Source organism: Chroococcidiopsis thermalis PCC 7203 (genome assembly GCF_000317125.1).
Lineage (GTDB): Bacteria > Cyanobacteriota > Cyanobacteriia > Cyanobacteriales > Chroococcidiopsidaceae > Chroococcidiopsis > Chroococcidiopsis thermalis.
On sequence record NC_019695.1, the window covers coordinates 4,072,165 to 4,092,708 of the forward strand.

Genomic DNA, 20,544 nt, shown 5'->3' on the forward strand with positions numbered 1-20,544 from the left:
TCAAATGAGCATTATCCTCTCATCAACAAGTTGGCTCGAACTCTGGGACGAAAGTTGGCAACATACTCGCAATCTAGACCCTTTGGATAATTCTGATGCGATCGCTGAGTATCCCGCACAGCTTGCCAAGGGTTACAAGCGGAATATCGGTCTACGTAACGGCATCGATCTCACGCTTCATCGCTATACATTTCATGAAGATGTAATTACCGTAGACGGACAACCGTATGAAACAGGCTGTATGGAGTGGATCTTCAACCTTTCATCGACCTTCAAGTTTTGGAACGGCTCTTACGTTACGGCGGGACGGCATTATGTAGCTGGGATGTTTATGCCTGGTGGTGAAAGTTTAGATCTTGCCCGCGATCCCAGATTAGAAGTCGATCTTCATCTAGAGCCGGAATTATTTAAGACTTTAGTAGGCGATCGCTTTCATCTGTTACCGCCTGACTTGCAACGTATGGCTGAGGGTGATGAGAGTTTACCCTTTTCATCACTACAAACAACAACTCCTGCCATGCAGCTCGTGTTGGAGCAAATTCTCAATTGTCCTTACCAAGGCTTGACAAAGCAGCTTTATTTAGAGAGCAAATGCGTGGAAATTTTGGCATTATATCTCGATGCGGTGATGACACAGCCAGCAAAATCGCCAGTTAAGCTGCAAGCGGATGATATCGATCGCATTCACCAAGCTAAGGAGATTTTGATTCAACACGCCGAGCATCCTCCCTCGCTATTAGAATTAGCACGTCAAGTCGGTATAAATGACTGCACTTTAAAGCGAGGATTTCGCGCCTGTTTTGGCACAACCGTATTTGGCTATTTGCACGACTACCGCATGAATCGAGCTAGACAAATGCTGGAAGCGCAAAGCATGAGTGTTCGGGAAGTTGCCCGTTCTGTTGGCTATGCTAGTCCCAGTTCGTTTCATGCTGCATTTCGCAAGAAGTTTGGCGTGAATCCTAGCACGTATCTTGCTACCAATCGCCGTCAGGTATTTTTTTAGACTATCTTTTTTTTGCACAGGCGATCGCCTCTGTCACGCGGCAATTCATCTAAAAATTCCGTTTAGAACAAGAAAAGTTCCGTTTGGAAGAAGTGAAATACTTCCAAATGGTTGGCATATCCTTGTAATCTATTTGAAACTAATTCTCAATTTATGGCGTGAGCAGCAGCTTGAAGATGAGGTTTTGGTGTTTCGGTCGATGGCTCAACTCGCTTTTACTGGTAGCGCTCGCCTTGCCCGCATGAAGCAGAAACTGGCTCAGGCAAATTGATATGGTACTAGAGCAACAACCCAAAAGTCTACGCACCTTTACTTTCATCTGGCTAGGTCAAAGCGCCTCTCTAATTGGTTCTAACATGACTAGCTTTGCTCTTACCATTTGGGCATGGCAGCAAACAGGCGAAGCCACTCCACTTTCTCTCATTGCCTTTTTTACAGAAGTTCCAGTTTTAATCGCCTCAATCTTTGCAGGGGTTTTGGTCGATCGCTACAATCGCAAATTCATTATGATTGGCGGCGATACCGTTGCCGCACTTTCTACTGTCACGATTTTGATTTTATTTTTTACTAACCAGCTAGCTATTTGGCATCTATATATTATCGCTGTAGTCAACGGCTTATTCGGCTACCTTCATGGATTAGCCTTCTCTGCCTCTCAAGCTCTACTTGTCTCTCAACAACACTATGTCAGAGTCGGTGCAATGGGATCGATTAGAACCTTTGGCTCTGGTGTCATAGCTCCAGCATTGGCAGGCGTATTGTATCCCATTGTGGGATTAATCGGTATTTTATCAGTCGATTTGGCTACATTTGCCATTGCAGTCGGCACGCTGGCACTGGTACGAATTTCTCAACCACACAGAGAAATAGAGCAGAAAGAGTCGAATTTAGCAGCTGCTTGGCAAGAGTTGACCATTGGATTTCGCTATCTCTGGCAACGTCCCAGCCTCATGGCATTGCAACTTTTTTCCTTGAGTTTCATTTTCTTCGACACCGCTTCTGCTGTGGGCGAACCGATGATTTTGGCACGAAGCAACAACAACACGGCTGTATTGGGGATGGTGAGTGGAGCGGTGGGACTTGGCGGCTTAATTGGCGGTATATTGCTGATGTTTTGGGGTGGACCGAGACGGCGCATTCACGGACTGTTAATCGGTCGAGCCTTCGTCTTTGGCTTTGAGACAATGCTAGGAGTCTTGCGATCGCCTACTCTCTGGATTGGAACCAACTTTTGTGCGGGTTTATTTAAGCCTTTGGCGAATAGCTGTGAAGATGCCATCTGGCTGTCTAAAGTGGAGCCAGCCACTCAGGGACGTGTTTTTGCTGCTAGTTCGCTGTTTAGCGGATTAGTTGTTCCTTTGGGATTGTTGATTTCAGGACCGCTTGCCGATCGATTCTTTGAACCTGCAATGCGATCGGGAGGAATGCTAGCTCCTATCTTTGGCAGCATATTCGGTACGGGTACGGGGAGCGGCATGGCAGTGCAATTTAGCCTATTCTCTTTTATCGTCGTGCTGATTTGTTTGGGTAGTTATGCTTTTCCAGTGCTGCGCGATGTTGAAGGGAGATTGCCAGATTGCGAAGCAAGTACCAGCTAATCCCATTTTAGATTTTAGATTTTGGATGGGAAAGAGCGATTGGATAAATTTTTGGGCGATCTATTCTGTCGCGATCGCCGTTCAAAATGAGGTGTGAGGCAAATTATGCAGCTACAAAAATTAATTTCAATTCTGTTGATGGCAAATTCGGTTTGGGTGTTAGTCACAATTTCTGCGATTGCTGGGGAAGTACGAGACACATCTAGCAGCAAAATTCGGCAACTAAGTGAAATAGAACGTCCCATGACTAGCGCCCAAATGCTAGTCCAAGCGCCAACACTACCAAATGGATCGACTTTCAAAGATGCATCAGAAGTCGTGCAAGTAACTGGAGTCAAAGTTAATCCCACTGCTCAAGGCGTGGAGGTAATTTTAGAAACTTCTGGCGAGCAACAGATGCGCGTATTGTCCTCTAGTTACGATCGCACTTATGTTGCCAACATCTTAAATGCTCGGCTAGCACTGCCAGAAAATAAAACTTTCCGTACTGACAACCCAGTAGCAGGAATTACTACCGTCACTGTCACCCAACCTGCTGCTGATAGCGTCCGAGTCACGGTGATTGGAAAAACGGGCGTGCCTTCGTCAAACATAGTACAGCGCGATAGTGCTTTGGTTCTGGGCTTAACTGCCCCCACTGCTCCGACAGCGCAACAACCGACACCACCGCCAAATGTACCCCAGACGGTAAAGCCAGAAAGCGAAATAGAACCAGAAGCAACACCAGAGATGGATAATGTTACCCCAGAAGGTGTCCAACAGCCACCAGCAATGGCTGAGGGAGATGAAGAACAAGAAATCGTGGTGACGGGCGATCGAGAAGGATATAGCGCACCAGATGCTTCGACTGCGACCAAAACTGACACGCCACTGCGAGACATTCCGGCAAATATTCAAGTAATCCCCCAGCAGGTGCTAGAAGATCAAGGAGTAGTTCGCCTTGAAGAGGCAGTACGTAATGTCAGTGGTGTCAACTTTTCGCTAGACTCTGGCGCTCAAGGTGTAACATTTAACGCCCGAGGTTTCACTGTCAATCAATTCAAAAATGGTCTAGAGGAAGGATTTGCTACTCGCTCTATCCCTGAAACGGCAAACCTCGAACGGATTGAAGTGTTGAAAGGACCAGCCTCAGTGCTGTTTGGACAAGCAGAACCTGGCGGACTCATCAACCAGGTAACAAAAAGACCACTGCCCGATCCTTTCTACAAAGTCGAGTTTACGGCAGGAAGCTATGACTTCTATCGTCCGACTTTGGATTTTTCCAGTCCGCTCAACTCAGATAAAACTTTGGCTTATCGGTTGAACGTTGCCTATGAAAATACCGAGAGCTTTCGCGATCGCGTGGAAGCAGAGCGATTTTTCATTGCTCCCGTACTCACCTGGCAAATTGGAGCTAACACCACCCTAACGCTAGAAGGCGAATACTTTCATGACAAGCGACCGATCGACCGAGGGTTAGTTGCTGTCGGGGACGAGCCAGCTGATATTCCCTTCACCCGATTTTTAGGCGACCCCCGCCGCCGCTACGAGATTGAAGAACAGCGAGCCTATCTCTACCTGGATCATCGGTTTAATCAAAACCTGTCACTTCGCAACGCCTTGCGGTTCACTAGAGCTAAAAAAATTTATAACTCGCTAGAATCTAGCGGTGGCTTGGAATTTGGGGAACAGCTTTTACCTCTGTTCGCTTCTTTCGGTCGCGAACTATACGAAACTTACACGTTACAAACTGACTTAATTGGCAAATTTAATACTGGTACAGTCGCGCACACAGTTTTGCTTGGTCTAGAACTGGCGAGACAAACTGGGGTCAATTTCGATCAGCAGAGCGCTGAAGATGCTGCCGTTATTGATATATTTAACCCAAGCTACGACTTCCCACCAATCGATTTTCAAGACCAACCTGGTAGCAATGGCAACACGAGGGCAAACACGATTGGAGTTTATCTGCAAGACCAGATTGCACTACTCGATAATCTCAAACTCGTGCTAGGTGGTAGATTTGATAGCTACGACGCTGAGGAAAGCTATAGAGATTCTTCCAGCAGCAGTTCCGAAGCTAGCGAGTTTTCCCCAAGAGCGGGGATTGTTTACCAACCGAGTGAAGCCGTTTCTCTTTATGCCAACTATAGCCGCGCCTTCGTGCCGCAGGCTGGCAGAATTACTGGTGGCGGTGCTGCTAAACCAGAACGAGGCACTCAGTACGAAGTGGGTGTAAAAGCCAATTTTTTGGATAATCGCCTTTCTTCCACTCTAGCAGCCTATGAAATTACAAAAAGTAACGTTCTCACGGAAGATCCTAGCGATCCAGATTTATCAATTCAGGTAGGAGAACAACGCAGTCGCGGGATTGAATTCGATCTTGCTGGGGAAATTTTACCTGGTTGGAACATTATTGCTTCCTACGCTTACACCGATGCTGAAATTACAGAAGATAACACCTATGAAGTGGGTAATCGCCTCAACAACGTTCCGTTTAATACTGCTAGCCTATGGACAACTTATAGAATTCAGAAAGGCTCTTTGGAAGGATTGGGATTTGGTGCAGGTATCTTTTATGTTGATAGTCGCCAGGGAGATTTAAATAACTCGTTTGAAGTGCCTGGTTATACTCGTGTCGATGCTGCCATCTACTACGAAAAAGAAAGCTTCAAAGCAGTATTGAATTTCAAAAACCTGTTTGATGTCGAATATTTTGTGGGCGTGCAGAACAGAAGAAACATTCCTCCTGGCGAGCCTTTCACCGTTCAAGGAACGATTTCATGGGAGTTTTGATGAGTTAGCAGAAGGTTTTTGCGGATGAAAGATAACAAGAAACAAATAGCTACTAAAATTTATCGTTTGCTCAGGATGTTTTCGCTTGCAACTATCGTCTTCGGGTTAATCTTAGCTTGTAGTGGTAAACCTACTCAAAATCCTTCTCTCAATTCACATTCATCCACATCTAAATGCCGAGTTGTTAAACACGTAATGGGCGAAACTTGTGTTCCTCTAAACCCCCATCGCATTGTTACTACAGATTCACTGCTCCTGGAACCACTATTGGCACTGGATATAAAACCTATAGCATCTCGATTCCCTGAACTCCAGCGTGGCAGATCGCGCCATTTGTCGGGAAAGATTGATGGTATAGCGTCTCTGGGAATAGGGGAATCTTTAAATTTAGAAACTATTTTGCAGATGAAGCCAGATTTGATTTTGGGTTGGGATAGTCAAATCAAAAAAGACTATAATCTGCTCTCACAAATAGCGCCAACAGTTGTACTCAACTATTCTCAAAGCGATCTAAATAACTGTGGCGGGGTTAATTGGAAAGATTGTTTACAACGTACTGGTGAACTTCTAGATAAAAGTCAACAGGTTGTACAATTGCTCGATGATTATCAACAGCGAGTAGAAACAATACGAAAAGCACTCGGCAAGCATTTATCTGAGATTGACGTTTCTATTGCTCGCTTTTACTGGGATGGCAGAATGGATACTCAAAACCATCCCTCGTATTTCGCTGGCAGTATTTTGCAGGACATTGGATTTTTTATACCCACTAAACAACGTCAAGTTAACGCATATTCTCCGTTAAATATTAGCCTTGAGTGCTTGAATTTGCTCGATGGAGATGTTATGTTTGCCGTAATTAGTAGGAGTAAAGATTCAGAAAAATATTTCCAAAAATATCAGAAAAATCTGCTGTGGCAGCAGTTAAAAGTTGTTCAAAATAAGCAAGTTTTCAAGGTTGATGGAAGTTACTGGCTCTGGGGTAGTGTTATAGCTGCCAATGCTGTCTTAGATGACCTATTTAAATATTTAGTAGAAGATAAAAAATGAAAACATAAAGCCGTTAGTTGCTAGTTTATAGGCTATATATGAAATTTAAAGTAGCGATTTAAAAGGATTAGATTGTAAAGTAGGTTTGTTCTGCGTGGGCGATCGCCTTGCCAATTGTAGCGATCTAAATGTACCAGAAACATCTTTAAATAATAAAGTGACGAATTGAGAGACAACGATGCCAACTCAAAAAAGCTCATCCACTCCCACCCGACGAGATTTCCTATTCGGCTTTGGCGGTATGGCTTTGGCAGCCAGCTTTGGAGGACTAACTCAATTAACGGCACTGGCTCAATCCTCACCCCCAAAATCAGCGACTCAACCTTTTCGATTCGTGTTTTTGTCAGATATTCACTTGCGAAAGGATTTGCGATCGCCCCAAGGCATGGCGGCGGCGTTGGATGCGGTCGAACGACTCTCCCCTAAACCAGCGTTTATCGTTACAGGTGGCGATTTATGTCACGACCTGCGCTCTCAAGGGTTAAAGGAAGCCAACGAGACTGCCAACTTGTTTGTCAAAATCTGGCAGGAACACACCAAGCTACCCACCTACCACAGCCTGGGCAACCACGATCCCGCCGGATGGAGCAGCGAGACTTTTCCTCAAAAACATCCTCAATTCGGTATGAAACTACTGATGGACAAGCTGGGGATGAAAAGCCTGTCCTACAGTTTCAACCATAACAATTGGCATTTTGTCGTACTTGACAACATCCATCTGACCGCCCCTGGGGAGTTCGTCGGTGAGTTTACAGAAAAACAACTGGCATTTCTGCGTCAGGACTTAACCCAGCACGCCAAGCAGCCGACAATGATTTTCTGCCACGTACCACCTGTAACTGCCACTGAGTTCTTGGGTGGACGGGCAGAGTAAATTCTGCTTCTACACCATTTTTATCTACCGTTCCATTACCGTTGCGATCGCGCCACCCTGCTGCTGTCAAAATTTGCACGGCTTTGCTCAAATCTGTATCTGCAATCGCTTAAATTCAGTCACAACCATCTGCAAGTCTCTTTGAGGCGTGACAAGGAAAGCACCTACGTTTTCTGTCTTAATTGGACGATTGTTTGTTAGAGCTAATTGCAAGCGCGACATCAGAACGGCGAGTACCAGTTTCATTTGAGTTTGCGCCAATGCCAACCCGCTACAAATAGCGTGACCGCCGCCAAAGGGAAAATACTCGTATTGTGAATACTTCTTTTCGAGAAAGCGCTCTGGGATGAATCGCTGAGGCTGCGGGTATAAGTCCTCCCGCATATGGGTTAAATAAATAGAAGGAATCAATTGCGTTCCAGGTTCTAGTTGATAGCCCATAAATTGCAGTGGAGATTTTAAAATTCGTCCAGAGCCATTGACAACAACTGGGCAAAGACGCTGTGTTTCTTTACAGATAGCCGTTAAATAAGGCAGCCGATAGATTTCTATTGGGTCAGGGTTAGCACCCAAAGCGTTAATCTCATCGCGCAGCTTGTCATGAATTTCTGGTTGATGATGAATCCAGTAAAGAATCCAGGTTAATGTAGAGGAAGTTGTTTCATATCCATTGAATAGGGTAATCATGGAAAAGTAGAGCAACTCTGCATCTGTCAGTTGCTGTCCCGCTTCATCGCGAACTGACATCAGACGGCTCAAAACGTCGCTCTCAGCTGGATTACTTTGTTCTCGGCGTTCTTTTATCTCTTCTAATATAGTCCGATGAACTTCATTCCTAGAACGCCACAGAGCTGCCCAAGGACTTAATACTTTTTTCTTGCTGAAAAAGTCTCAACATGATAGCAGCAAGATTAAAGGGAGTTTTGTAGGACTCCATCAGAAAGACAAAATTTGTCTTCAATTCCTGGTAACGCTCTCCCTCCTTCAATCCAAACAATACTTTTGTCATAAACTGGGTAGTAATTTCTTTCATTACTGATTGCACGTAAAAAGGTTTACCGACCTTCCACTGCAATATTGTCTCACTAGTAACATCACAGATTAACTGACCGTATTTCTCCATGCAGTTACCTACGGCAGAACTCTTTAACACGTTACTCATAAAGGAAGTTTTCAACAAGTGTCGCAGGCGTTGCAGTTGAGCTTCGTTGATAGAGTTGAACAGCGTTTTCCCCAAAAGAAATTCAAAAAAATGCTGTACTTCAGCGGTCATTTTGCAATCGTAATATTGGGTAGGCTCGGCATTAAAAATGGTTTCGTTCGCTTGGGGATTGCTGAAGAACACAGTAGGATTTTTTGTGCCTCCTAATTTGAAGCATTCCCCATAACGCTGACTACAGTTATATAGGTACTTATAGGGATTAGTACCTAACTTGATTAACTCTATTAATTTAGGAGAGCGTGAACCGTCAGGTAAAATCATGTTATTACTCCTACAAGCTAAAATCTACTAAGCAAAAAATTTCTAGGCTAAATTCAATTACTAGCTAATAACTTCGAGTACGTCATTGAACTCTATTAATTACGAACTACAAATTAAAAATTATCGACGTGCGATTTTCCAAGTGCGTGCCTTTTGCCGCTCAGCCCAAAAGCGACTATAAAGGCTATTATTAGTAATTAGGTCTTCATGTTTACCTTGCTCTATAATCTGACCGCGATCGATTACCAAAATTTGCTCGGCATTTTCGATTGTTGAGAGCTTATGAGCAATGATAATTAAAGTTTTCGAGGCAACTAGTGAATCGATCGCTTGCTGAATTACTAATTCATTTTCTGGATCGATTGATGCTGTTGCTTCATCTAAAAGTACGATCGGTGCATCTTTCAAGATAGCGCGGGCAATAGAAATTCGCTGCTTTTCTCCACCAGAAAGAGTAGCTCCTCCCTCACCAATAATGGTATGATAGCCGTGAGGCTTCTCTAATATAAACTCGTGACATCTAGCCGCCTTTGCCGCTGTAAATACCTGCTCTTCCGAAGCATCAGGATTACCAAATTTAATGTTGTTAAGGATAGTATCGTTAAATAAGTATACATCCTGAAATACCAGACTGATATAGGATAGTAAAGAGTCGGTTTTCAAGTCTTTAACGTTGACTCCACCTATTAAAATTTCTCCTTCATCGACATCCCAGAAACGAGCAATCAAATTGATAACAGTTGTTTTGCCTGCACCAGAAGGTCCCACTAGTGCTGTCATGCTGCGTTCGGGTACGGTGAAACTGACATTTTGTAGCACTGGCTGTTGTTCGTAGCTGAAAGAAACATTTTTGAACTCAATATCAAACTGCTTTAAAGTTTGGCTCTGCTCTGGTTCTGGAAGTGGCTTAATATTAAATACGCTCGATATTCTCTCTATAGCAGTATCTACTAACTGTCGATGACGAGATAAATCGCCGATTTTTTGCAGGGGTTTATAGAATCGTAAACTCAAAATTAAAAACATTAAAAATGTAGGTGTAGTCAGTTGACCTTGCAAAAGTAGATATGCACCAGACACGAGGATGACAGCGAAACCTAATTCAAGTGTTGTGTCAAATGCTACTTCCGCTGGTGCTAATTTGGTTGCCAGATTAATGTTAGTGTCTCTATAGTGCTGAATGGCTCGGTCGAACTTGCTAAATTGCGCTCCTGTTTGGTCAAAAGCGCGGATGACATTCATACCTTGAATGTACTCGATCGTGCGAGAATTTGCCTCTATCTGTGACTGAGCCTGAAACTGAGTTAATTGCCTCAATTGACTTTGACTCCAACGATAAATTCCCATTGCCAAGGGAATACCTGCAACGGTTGCTAAAGCCATCCGCCAATCGACAAAAAACAGTAATAGAGCGACAAAACTAGGAACCGCGATCGCATCAATGGTTGTAGGTAGTGCGTACATATAGTCAATTTTTGCCAAGTCTGTTGTTACAACGGCGTTAATATCGCCCACATTGGTACTTGAGAAAAACCCCATTGATAGCTTTCGCAGATGTTCGCCAATGTGATTATGAATTCTCCCTACGACACGGGACTGAATTGTACCGTAAGCACCATAAGCAAAATAGCCAAAAATAAACTGAAATACGATACAACTAACCATACCTAGCGTTAGGTAAATAACTGTTTGGCGATTGATGCTTCCTTTGAATAGCTCAAGTAAAATTAAGTAGAGAAAGATAACGGGTGCGCTAGTGAAAAATGACTCGACCGCTTTGAGTAACGTTGCTCGAATCATCTCAGCTTTATCTTGCTGAGTACCCAAATTATATAGATTTTTGACCAAACTAAGCATAGTTTTATATCTAGTTTCTGATTGCTGACAATTAACATTCAATACATTTCAATATGCAACTCTCTAGCTTTAGTTATGAGATCTTACTGTCAATTTTTGACCTTTAACTTTTGACTTTTGACTTTTACAAGCTTGCATATGAAAATGCCACATCCTGTCATACAAATCGCTTGTTTTCAAAAGTTCTTCGTGTTTTCCCTCAGCAACAATTGTGCCTTTATCCATCACGAAGATCCGATCTGCTGCGGTGATGGTTGATAATCTGTGGGCAATGACAATCAAGGTTTTGTCTTCAATCAAAGTACTAATCGCATCCTGAATTTGAGCTTCATTCTCTGGATCGATAAAGGCTGTTGCTTCGTCAAGAATAATAATCGGAGCCTGCTTCAAAATCGCTCTAGCAATAGAAATTCGCTGCTGCTGTCCGCCACTGAGTTTAGCACCGCGATCGCCTACTATAGTTTGATAACCTTGCGGTAGAGTCTCCACAAACTCGTGTATCCGCGCTAGTTTAGCTGCTTGGATGACTTCAGCTTCGCTAGCAGTAGGATTACCAAAGCGGATATTTTCTAAAATAGTATCGTTAAACAAAAATACGTCCTGAAATACAAACGCAACCTGCGACATTAGGGTTTCGACGGACATCTCCCTAATATCAACTCCGCCAATCCGAATTTCTCCACCGTCCACATCCCAAAAACGAGGGATCAGTCTCGCTACGGTCGTTTTACCTGCTCCAGAAGCTCCAACAAAAGCGGCGATCGCCCCTTGTGGTACGGTAAAGCTAACTCCATTGAGTACCCGTGTTTCGTTGTAGCTAAAGGTAACATCTCGAAATTCGATAGTACAATTAGTTGGGTAACTGTTACCTTGCGATCGCGACAGTGACTTTGCCTGAAAAATTTCGTTAATCCGCTTTACACCTTCACTGATGTAGTAAAACTCACTGGCAATTGTCATCACCTTCGACAAGGGGGCATTGAAGCTGAGTCCAAGTACTAGGAATAAAATCAGCGTCGATAGTTCGAGGCTACCTTGCAGGTAAAGCCATACTCCAACTGGTACAACAGTGACGATGTTAGCCGTGATGCAAATAAAAAAGGTAGCAAGACCAGGTAATGACTTCCAAACCCAATCTTCATAGATTGCGTGGTAGCGGTTGACGGCTGTTTGATACTTTGCGTAGGATGTTGCCGTTTGCTGGAAAGCTTTAACCACCTTCATCCCTCGCACGTACTCGACGATCGTGCTATTCATCTGTTCGAGGGCATCGTGGTAGGGTTGGTAAAGTGGCTTAATTGCTTGACTTGTATAGATTTGACCGGCAATAGCAATGGGTAGAGTCGCAATGGTTGCCAAAGTCATCCGCCAATCAACAGTAAATAGATATATAGCGGTGAATAAAACTAACGCGATCGCCGATACTAGATCGGGAATGACGTGGGCTAAAGCTTCTTCAATATTCTCTGCATCTTCTTCCATGACTTTTTTCAAATTACCAGAAGATTTCTGATTGAAATAGCCAAGTGGTAGAGTATTGAGTTTATTAGCAAGGGCAATCCGCACGTCATAAACAATTTCGTAGGCAGCTTTGTGAGCGATCGCTTTTGCAGCAGTAGCACACAATGACTTGACAAAAATTGCTACAACACTAATTGCTGCCAATTTCCAAACATAATTTGGGTCGATTGGTGGGGCGAGTAACTCAATCGCGATCGCATAAATTAGAATCAGCGGTACTAGCTCTAATAGCGTACCGATTGCGGCAAAACTAACAGAGAAACTGAGTGGCATTAGCCGCTGTTTCACCAAGTTTGATACTATGGTAGGCTGAGTTTTGGAAATAGGCTTTGTCATACGCTTTAAGTTGCGGGGTGAGTCGTAATTAATCGTTAATAGCGAACGACTACGAGCTATTAAATATCGTTCGCTAACTATCTACTCACTTGTTAACTAACTATCGCTCGAATGGTTCCAGCTTAGTTTCTAAAATCAAACAACCATTGCGGATATATGGAATCCAAGAAAGCGATCGCAGCAAAAAAGACCAGCGTTCGGGATGCAATTGATATAAAGACCAAACGTTGACGAGCGATAGTCCCATTTGGGCTACCTCTCGTTCTCCCTTAACGTACCATTGTAGCGGTGCGCCTAATTGAGCCAGCTTATTTCCAGTTTTCTTAGTTAATTGACCTACTACATCCATCACCAGAGTAGCACCAGGAAATCGCTGACGCATTTGGTTAACTAACTGCTGTACTTGGTTCGCTTCAAAATACATCAGCAGACCTTCAGCAATGAATAAAATACTCTCAGGCGACCTTGAAGGTAAAGCATCCATCCAGCTAAAGTCCATGACCGAACTACTGATAAACTGATGCCTGTCTGTCTCGATATCCAATTGCCGACGCAAGTTAGTAACTTCAGGCAAATCCAGCTCGATCCAGTGTAGTTGTTCTTGTCTAACTCGATGGTAACGGGTGGACAGTCCCGCACCTAATTCCACAACTAGGGGACTTTGAACGCTAGCAACGTGCTTATTTGCCACTAAATCGAATTGGTAAGCTCTTATAGCCCAAGCAATTTGAGCAAACTGATTGTAGAATGCCTCTAACTGGTCGTCCCAAGGTAGGGATTTGCGCCACTTTACAGCTAGTTCGTCTTGAAACAGAGGAGTCGATCGCGCCTGCTCGTCTGCTCGTCCTCGGAGAGTCATTAGCATAGTGCGCGGTACGCCTGATAATTCTAATGTAATTTGCGACATAAATACACTTTCTTGTGAGTTCTGGAGAAATGCAATAACTACGCTGACGCAACGCTGACGCTGCTGCCGAAAAATTTCTCATTTCTATCTAAAAGACATATCAGTTTAGAAATTCCCCCTTAACTGAACGCCAAAAGTTCTGCCATCTCCTACTGTACCTAAAGCCAACCCAGGAATGATAAAACTATCAAATGCTTCGGTAAAGTAATCTTTATCAAACAAATTATTCCCAAATAGATAGATACCAAAATTATCGAACTCATATCCAATTCGAGCATTAATTAGAGCAAAGGGATCTTGTCTGCGCCTGTTGTTTGGTTCAAAATAGTACGTACCAAATCCTTGTAATTCCAGACGGCTAAAAAATCCACCAGTACTGCGGTATTGAGCCGCCAAAAATAAGGTATATTCGGGAGTTCTGATAACTTTATTACCTTCATAATCTTCGCCTGTTCCAGGGTCAGTAAAGTCAGTAAATTCAGCATCGACAAAGCCAAAACTAGCAATTAAATCCAGTCCTTGCAAGGGCTGCGCTCTCAGTTCCAGTTCAGCACCCCAAATACCTACCCCGTTAGCATTAACAACTGTCGATACATTTGGCGGGATAAAACCAATGACCTGATAATCTTGAACTGACGTGTAAAATACAGCTAAATTTGCAATGAGGCGGTTATTAAACCAGGCTGATTTCAATCCCGCTTCGTAACTCCAGCTCGTTTCTCTTTCAAATTGAGTTTCTTCAGGCGTTCTTGGCAGCGTACTAAAACCCCCGTTTTTGTAACCACGAGCGACACTTCCATAAACCGATAAATCGGGATTGAATTTATATTCCATTACAAACCTGGGCAGTACTATGCTCTCATTGTCTTCCAGATTAATATCGTCAGCTGTTGGTGCGGTGACTCCCCCAACGCTGAGTAATTGACGGCGATCGATACTAAAGTCGCGAGTTTCAAATCTTATGCCAGTTGTAAAACTTAACTGTGGTGTTGCTTGATATGTCGCTTGAGAAAAAAGTGCATAAGTTGTATCTTGAAAATCACTAGGAGAAGATTGCGTTGCTCCTGGTGGCAAGGGAAAGCCTATACTCGCTGCGTCAGCACCAAACGTAGTTTTGAGATTGATGTCAGTATCTTTATCTTCCAAAAAAGCACCAACTACCCACTGCCAGGGTTGAGAATCTGCCGGAGATTGAAAGCGAAACTCTTGACTCCAACTTAGTGTTTTAATATCTACGCCAGCACTGGCGATCGATTGAATCGTGGAATCACCATCAGCCGAACCAGGAAGATTATTCCACTGTCGCCTAGCTGTAATCGAAGTGAAATCAAAGTCACTGCCTTTATGAGTGACTGTCAAAGCTTGATTGTTAGTATAAACTGTATTTTCACCTTCAAAATCATTTTGAATTTCATCGCGATCGCTCGCATCGAGCGGCACTGTAAATAAAGAACCGTCGTTATACTGCTCGTAGTTGGCGCTCAGTCTCACATCCCAGTTTTCTTCGGGGGGAAACCAACGCAGTAGTCCTCGGAAGCTATAATTTTGACGGGTATCTACATCCCGATCTAAGAAAGTGTTTCTGACAAAACCATCTTGTTCCCCATATAAACCGGACAAACTAAAAAATAAATTCGATTCTTCCGGTTGAAATGGTCCCTTTAGGGTTACTTGACCGTCAAACAAACCAGGATCGCCAATAGTAGCAGAAGTGCCTAATTCCAAAACATCTCCAGGGGGTTCCGTAATAACGTTGATGACACCGCCTTGGGTATTTTGACCGTAGAGAGAACCTTGCGGACCCCGCAGTACTTCAATGCGCTCGATGTCATCACCATTTAAGGCACTCTCGTAACTGAACCAGTCGGAATAAGGCACGCCATCTACATACAATCCAACCGCAGAGCCGCCACTACTATTAATGCTGCTCGTGTTACCCAGACCGCGAATATTGTAGGTTGCCCTCGTCCGACCGCCATTGCTGCGTAAGGTACTAAAGTTGGGAGTAAATTTGGCAACATCCCGTGTTGATGTAACTCCAGAGTCTCTAACTTCTTCGCCTGTTATTGCGGTGATACTAGCTGGTACATCCTGAAGGTTTTGTTCAATTTTTTCAGATGTAACTGTGATTTCTAGTTCTGGGGAAGCAGTGACGCTGAGTACCAACCCTTGTGCGCTTTGATTAACCTCTGCCTGTGGCAGTTCTGCCGTACCCGTAATTGTCACCCGAATACTATTTTCTGTTTGCTGTGTCACAATAACTGCATCAATTCCGTTCGCTGGCTTGTCTTGGCGAAAAGTTTTACCATCTGGCAGACGCAGTTGAGCGTTAGGAATATCGGCAATTAAGTTATTGTTTTCGCTGGTAGTTGTAGCTTGCAGCTGTTGCCCAGTAGCAGTTTCTAAGAGGACTTCTAACCCTTGTTCGGTTGGTTTTAACCTCACACCTGTAACCTCGATCGCCTCTGACGCACCAGTTTCATTGGGGGACGGCTGTTGAGTCAGCCAAGAAGCGTTAGTTAAGGTAGGTTTTAGATCGCTCAGTCGTGGAATTTGAGAGTTTGTTCTGGTGTTAAGTGTTTGATGGGAATTTTCCGATTTGCGATCGCTCAAAAATGATGTAGCGGATGATACTCGTTTAGTATCAGTACCTTTCACTACTTCTACTTCTGAACCAGCCATAACGGGAGTTATCAAGAGCCAAGGTATCGATCCCGCGAACAGAAAACATATGATTAATCTATGTATTTGCAATTTCTTCTCCTCACACCCAATCTCTTCATCAAACAGAGCTACCTTGTCAGTAAGCAACTCTTTCTACAATCCTCAACAAACGCTCGCTCTTAACTTACACAGCAGGAACGCCATGATTTGTTAGTAAAAGCTAACTGGACGGCGATCGCGCTTCTTTGTCACTTAGGTTACACGCCAATCAAAGTGCTTGGTAGCATTCCGACTCGGCTCGTTTTGACTCGCGGCTTATCAAAAAAATATTCTGTGGTTTTTGAGAATAAAATGCAAGTAGATTTGTCGATATTATCAACAAAAATTAAGATAATCATTCTCATACTACTAGATTAGGTCTAGGCAGCTTGGGAAAAGGGGAGGTAAACTATATAGTAAACGCTGTGAAACAATCACATTTCAACCATTTATCTTAATTATCTCAACTGCTAATAATATTTCTATAAAAATTATTATGATGAACATTTTAAGAGTTTTTTCATATCGAGCGTCGAAAGATATCAGGATTTTGTGATAAACTCTATAGTAAATTATTGAAATTTTTTATCAATAAATTTGAGATAGTACAGCAGTTAATTGACTGCGTTGCTTCTAATTGCTGACTCGCAAGCAATCGAAGAAAGCAAGATAGCGATCGCACTATTTTGCTGACTTCTTGTTGGATTAATGGCTATCTGCAATGACAAGTCAAATTAGCATACGTGGTGACGATCGCCCGCACAAGATGAACAAAAATGGTGCTGGAATATGAAGAGCGATCGGTGTCTCATGGGTTTAAGCAGTGGCGTTTAACTAGAAAGATTTTTAGTTAGGTTGAAGTGTTCGCAAGTATTATCGCTTTGTCAATTTCTGCCTCAATATAAATGTTTCAACTGTTGGCGATCGCCAAGAATGATAGCTACTCTCTATTTATTACGTTTATTTCAGGTTGGTCAGCAGTAACAGTAGTCAATAGCTCTGTTGAAACTTATTGCAATTTGAACTCAATAGTTTTAACGCATACTCGATCGGAAAATGATTGTTTGTTGTAATACTATTCACTTTGACACAAAAAAAGTTTGTGCATATACATGTATTATTTTAAACCGATTTAGCTAGCTACAACTACAGAATACTATTCGCAACAAATCTGTCAAACTGTCCTAACCTAAGTAACTTTAGCGATTAAGACACATCCAATCTGACTGCGATCGCACCTTATAAGCTGTGCCGATTATTCAGTAGTAGTAGCTTTGTCTTAAACAAAACTTTATATTTTTTGCTTGTTTCAGCCAAGAATCTGTATTAGGCTGTTTACTGTTAATGAAAATAGCTCTCAACAAATTTAGTTGAGACAGATTTAGAAGCAGAGCCAGCAGATTTATTCGGGCTGAAGAGGTTGGACTGTCAGGTTGAACTAGAGATCGATAGATTGAAAAGACTAGTGCCTAAAAGGACTAGAAATGAAAACAGAACACTTTTCGATGTAATTTTAGTTGGAAGTATTCGCTTTTTGATTAGTTCAGTCTATCCATTGTTTGTCATCAAGGGTGTATTGTCATGACTAATCGTATAGACTTTCTATCGTTCCAATTTTCAGCTAATAGCACCAATTTGTCTAAATATTTGAAATACTTCTTGTAGTTGATAATAAGTCGTACAGGCAGCACTACGACTTGACAATCGTATGTCTGCCCAAATAACAAGAAGCAAAGTTACACCTACAGCTAGCGGGTATGAGTCTCTACTCAATTAGACGTAAGAGGAGGCAGGTGCTTTTATTGTGCCAATCCCGTATTGATAGAAATGGGTCGCAAATGTTTACCGTCAGGAAAAGGTGTTTGGCTAGCCTCGCTGCGAAAAAACGAGTCCGATTGGCAGCAACTCCTCCAAAGTTGGCATGAATTACATAATCGTGGCGTGAAATTAGATCGGTGCAAGATTGACCGAGACTATTACCTGCATTACTCAGAAATAACATCCTCTAAACGCAAGTCAGATATATGGGAGTCAGAGATTAAATTGCACTGTTGAGGAGTCGCGATCTATGGATACCTATCAAGTGATGGATACTCTCAGAGCAATACTTACCGATTTAGGAATTCCAGAAGAGACACTGCATGAAAATACATTGTTACGCAAAGACTTACAGCTTGACTCCACTGAGACAGTAGAAATTGCTCTAGGACTGAAACGGGAGTTGGGAATCGGCGTGAAGCTGGAGACTCGGCAGGATATGACGCTAGCTCAAGTCTGTCATCTGGTCGTAGCGGCAATGCCTGCTAGTACTGAATCTGGCTAGTACAAGAAGGCAAGAGGCAGAAACAGAAGGGAAAAATGTACGTAGAATCAGAACTGACAGATGGAGTTGTGGGACTTGGTATAGATATTGCCTCAATTCACCGAATTGCCAAATTCATCGATCGCTACGATCGCGAAACTTTACTAATGTTGTTCACTCCTACAGAAATAGAGCGTTGCCAATCGAATTGCGATCGCGATCGGTCTTATGCAATTTGCTTTGCGACTAAAGAGGCTGTAGGAAAGGCGCTAGGTACTGGACTAGTTGGAATTGATTGGAATGAAATTGAAGCAAATATTACTCATAACAAGATCGCGATCGCTCTTTATGGCAAGGCAAGAATGCAAGCGATCGAACGAGGTATACAAACATGGATAGCTCAGTGGTTGTGTTGGGATGACCACATACTCGTTCATGTGCTTGCTTATTCAGAAGCGAGTCGTGAGTAACAAACTCGATTAGCTTTAATTAGAAGAATGCAGCAACAATTTGCAATTAGCAGAAATTGTAGAGGATGAGAAATAAAATGAGCGAGATTACAGAGCAATTACCCGAAATATTTAATGTAGCGGCTTATTTCTTAGAGAGAAACCTAGCAGAAGAATATAGTAAAAGAACAGCTTTTTACTACCAAGGCAAGGCATACACTTATACTGAATTGAATAGCTACGTGCGGCGCGCGGCTCAATTCTTTTCTAATTTGAATCTGGAACAAGAAAATCGCGTTGCTATTTTATTACCAGATATGCCGGAGTTTATCTTCGCATTTTGGGGTGCAATTTGGCTAGGGGTAGTGCCAGTACCAATTAACACTAGTTGTACCGTTGACGACATTCGGTATATCTTGAAAGACTCACGCGCTAAGGTCTTGTTAACTACTAAAGAATGGCAAGAGAAATTAACTCCCATCCAGTCTCAATTCTTGCATGATGTTCTGCTGGTCAATGGAGAGCGATCGTTTATTTCTCTAATTACTGAACAAGATAAACTACAATCTTGTGCTGAAACATCGAAAGACGAAGCAGCTTTCTGGCTTTACACTTCTGGGAGTACGGGTAAACCAAAAGGTGTAGTTCACGCACATCAGAGTATGGTAGTTTGTGCAGAACAGTACGGTAAAACTATCCTTGGCTTACACAAAGATGACATTGCGTACTCAGTTGCTAAAATGCCTTTTGCTTATGGTTTAGGAAATACTTTATATATGCCAATGGCAGTTGGAGCAGCTGCTGTTTTATCTGATGCTAACAGCATTTTTGATATTATCTCCGATCTGCAATCCTATCGACCTACAGTTTTGTTTGGCATTCCTAGCGTTTATGCTGGCATTTTGAACGTACACGAAATTTCTCCCCTCGATGTTTCTTCTTTGCGTTTGTGCGTATCTGCTGCCGAGCAATTGCCTAAAAGTATCTGGCAAAAATGGTCGGCAACTTATAACCGCGAAATTTGTGAGGGAATTGGCACTACTGAATTTTTGCACATCTTTCTTTCCAATCGAATTGGGGAGTGTAAACCTGGTTGTTCTGGTCGCTCTGTTGCTGGTTATGATGTTCAAATTGTGGATGAAAATGGTTCTCTTTGCCCTCCTGGAAAAATAGGCAATCTACAAGTCAGTGGAGAGAGCTTGATGTTGGGGTATTGGAATCGATTGCAGCAGACACGACAAGCGATTTACGGCAGTACTATGCGAACTGGAGATAAATATTTACGCGATGCAGATGGATATTTCTGGTTTATGGGGCGTAAGGACGAACTTTTTAAAGTCAATGGACAGTGGATTTCCCCGCTAGAAATTGAGGATGTTTTACATCAGCATCCTCAAATTTTTGAGGTAGCAGTAGTTCCTGAGTCCGATAATGGAGAACAATTAACTCAAGTTGTTGCTTATATCACTCTCAAACTAGGGCAAACACCTGAATCGGAAATAGAACAGAGCATTCGTAAATTTGCTAAACAGAATTTACCTCATTTCAAGGCTCCAAAAACTATTCATTTTGTGGAAGAATTGCCACGTACTTCAACTGGCAAAATTCATCGTCAGTTATTAAAGAAAAGCCTAAGCTTGTCTGGGCAAGCAAGTATAAATTAGAGCGAAAAGGAGACAGTGA

15 protein-coding genes are annotated in these 20,544 nt (G+C 42.8%); 9 read left to right on the plus strand and 6 right to left on the minus strand.

Annotation, left to right across the window (positions count from 1 at the left end):
- Positions 1 to 4: 4 nt before the first annotated feature.
- The 6 genes from CHRO_RS17825 to CHRO_RS17845 all read left to right on the plus strand — a co-directional run bounded on the left by CHRO_RS17825 (position 5) and on the right by CHRO_RS17845 (position 7,303).
- The gene (locus CHRO_RS17825) at positions 5 to 1,006 is read left to right on the plus strand and encodes an AraC family transcriptional regulator (RefSeq protein ID WP_015155630.1); all 1,002 of its coding nucleotides are present in this window, start codon (positions 5 to 7) and stop codon (positions 1,004 to 1,006) included.
- 133 nt (positions 1,007 to 1,139) lie between these two features.
- A complete protein-coding gene (locus CHRO_RS32465; RefSeq protein ID WP_181245325.1) occupies positions 1,140 to 1,277 on the plus strand; it encodes a hypothetical protein in 138 nt (45 codons plus the stop codon).
- Between the two features lies 1 nt (position 1,278).
- Entirely contained in the window at positions 1,279 to 2,604 is a 1,326-nt protein-coding gene (locus tag CHRO_RS17830) for an MFS transporter (RefSeq protein ID WP_015155631.1), read from the plus strand.
- A gap of 105 nt (positions 2,605 to 2,709) precedes the next feature.
- Positions 2,710 to 5,379, plus strand: a complete 2,670-nt coding sequence (locus CHRO_RS17835) for a TonB-dependent siderophore receptor (protein WP_015155632.1) — start codon at positions 2,710 to 2,712, stop codon at positions 5,377 to 5,379.
- Positions 5,380 to 5,403: 24 nt separating this feature from the next.
- Positions 5,404 to 6,429 (plus strand): iron-siderophore ABC transporter substrate-binding protein, encoded by a 1,026-nt coding sequence (locus CHRO_RS17840; RefSeq protein ID WP_015155633.1) that lies wholly within the window; start codon positions 5,404 to 5,406, stop codon positions 6,427 to 6,429.
- Positions 6,430 to 6,607: 178 nt separating this feature from the next.
- The gene (locus CHRO_RS17845) at positions 6,608 to 7,303 is read left to right on the plus strand and encodes a metallophosphoesterase family protein (protein ID WP_015155634.1); all 696 of its coding nucleotides are present in this window, start codon (positions 6,608 to 6,610) and stop codon (positions 7,301 to 7,303) included.
- Positions 7,304 to 7,390: 87 nt separating this feature from the next.
- Here CHRO_RS17845 and CHRO_RS34445 read toward each other — a convergent pair whose 3' ends face one another.
- The 6 genes from CHRO_RS34445 to CHRO_RS17870 all read right to left on the minus strand — a co-directional run bounded on the left by CHRO_RS34445 (position 7,391) and on the right by CHRO_RS17870 (position 16,089).
- Complete coding sequence (locus tag CHRO_RS34445) at positions 7,391 to 8,152, minus strand: cytochrome P450 (protein WP_084739163.1); 762 nt, start codon at positions 8,150 to 8,152, stop codon at positions 7,391 to 7,393.
- Positions 8,139 to 8,786, minus strand: coding sequence for a cytochrome P450 (locus CHRO_RS34450; RefSeq protein ID WP_051033252.1), 648 nt, complete (start codon positions 8,784 to 8,786; stop codon positions 8,139 to 8,141). Before CHRO_RS34450 ends, CHRO_RS34445 begins: the two co-directional genes overlap by 14 nt.
- A 120-nt stretch (positions 8,787 to 8,906) precedes the next feature.
- Positions 8,907 to 10,643, minus strand: a complete 1,737-nt coding sequence (locus CHRO_RS17855; RefSeq protein ID WP_015155635.1) for an ABC transporter ATP-binding protein — start codon at positions 10,641 to 10,643, stop codon at positions 8,907 to 8,909.
- A gap of 69 nt (positions 10,644 to 10,712) precedes the next feature.
- Complete coding sequence (locus CHRO_RS17860; protein ID WP_015155636.1) at positions 10,713 to 12,500, minus strand: ABC transporter ATP-binding protein; 1,788 nt, start codon at positions 12,498 to 12,500, stop codon at positions 10,713 to 10,715.
- Positions 12,501 to 12,600: 100 nt separating this feature from the next.
- Positions 12,601 to 13,407, minus strand: a complete 807-nt coding sequence (locus CHRO_RS17865; RefSeq protein ID WP_015155637.1) for a class I SAM-dependent methyltransferase — start codon at positions 13,405 to 13,407, stop codon at positions 12,601 to 12,603.
- A gap of 105 nt (positions 13,408 to 13,512) precedes the next feature.
- Entirely contained in the window at positions 13,513 to 16,089 is a 2,577-nt protein-coding gene (locus tag CHRO_RS17870; protein ID WP_015155638.1) for a TonB-dependent receptor domain-containing protein, read from the minus strand.
- Between the two features lie 2,089 nt (positions 16,090 to 18,178).
- Here CHRO_RS17870 and CHRO_RS17875 point away from each other — a divergent pair.
- The 3 genes from CHRO_RS17875 (at position 18,179) to CHRO_RS17885 (ending at position 20,525) form a co-directional block, all read left to right on the plus strand.
- Positions 18,179 to 18,433 (plus strand): acyl carrier protein, encoded by a 255-nt coding sequence (locus CHRO_RS17875; protein WP_015155639.1) that lies wholly within the window; start codon positions 18,179 to 18,181, stop codon positions 18,431 to 18,433.
- 35 nt (positions 18,434 to 18,468) lie between these two features.
- Positions 18,469 to 18,882, plus strand: a complete 414-nt coding sequence (locus CHRO_RS17880; RefSeq protein WP_015155640.1) for a holo-ACP synthase — start codon at positions 18,469 to 18,471, stop codon at positions 18,880 to 18,882.
- A gap of 77 nt (positions 18,883 to 18,959) precedes the next feature.
- The gene (locus tag CHRO_RS17885) at positions 18,960 to 20,525 is read left to right on the plus strand and encodes a benzoate-CoA ligase family protein (protein ID WP_015155641.1); all 1,566 of its coding nucleotides are present in this window, start codon (positions 18,960 to 18,962) and stop codon (positions 20,523 to 20,525) included.
- Positions 20,526 to 20,544 lie beyond the last annotated feature (19 nt).

Bases quoted from the DNA above. Each gene is read 5' to 3' on its own strand.
- CHRO_RS17840 (WP_015155633.1), top strand. From the start codon at position 5,404: ATGAAAGATAACAAGAAACAAATAGCTACTAAAATTTATCGTTTGCTC.
- CHRO_RS17860 (WP_015155636.1), bottom strand. From the start codon at position 12,500: ATGACAAAGCCTATTTCCAAAACTCAGCCTACCATAGTATCAAACTTG.
- CHRO_RS17825 (WP_015155630.1), top strand. From the start codon at position 5: ATGAGCATTATCCTCTCATCAACAAGTTGGCTCGAACTCTGGGACGAA.
- CHRO_RS17865 (WP_015155637.1), bottom strand. From the start codon at position 13,407: ATGTCGCAAATTACATTAGAATTATCAGGCGTACCGCGCACTATGCTA.
- CHRO_RS17885 (WP_015155641.1), top strand. From the start codon at position 18,960: ATGAGCGAGATTACAGAGCAATTACCCGAAATATTTAATGTAGCGGCT.
- CHRO_RS17855 (WP_015155635.1), bottom strand. From the start codon at position 10,643: ATGCTTAGTTTGGTCAAAAATCTATATAATTTGGGTACTCAGCAAGAT.
- CHRO_RS17830 (WP_015155631.1), top strand. From the start codon at position 1,279: ATGGTACTAGAGCAACAACCCAAAAGTCTACGCACCTTTACTTTCATC.
- CHRO_RS17880 (WP_015155640.1), top strand. From the start codon at position 18,469: ATGTACGTAGAATCAGAACTGACAGATGGAGTTGTGGGACTTGGTATA.
- CHRO_RS17845 (WP_015155634.1), top strand. From the start codon at position 6,608: ATGCCAACTCAAAAAAGCTCATCCACTCCCACCCGACGAGATTTCCTA.
- CHRO_RS17835 (WP_015155632.1), top strand. From the start codon at position 2,710: ATGCAGCTACAAAAATTAATTTCAATTCTGTTGATGGCAAATTCGGTT.
- CHRO_RS17875 (WP_015155639.1), top strand. From the start codon at position 18,179: ATGGATACCTATCAAGTGATGGATACTCTCAGAGCAATACTTACCGAT.
- CHRO_RS34450 (WP_051033252.1), bottom strand. From the start codon at position 8,786: ATGATTTTACCTGACGGTTCACGCTCTCCTAAATTAATAGAGTTAATC.
- CHRO_RS17870 (WP_015155638.1), bottom strand. From the start codon at position 16,089: ATGGCTGGTTCAGAAGTAGAAGTAGTGAAAGGTACTGATACTAAACGA.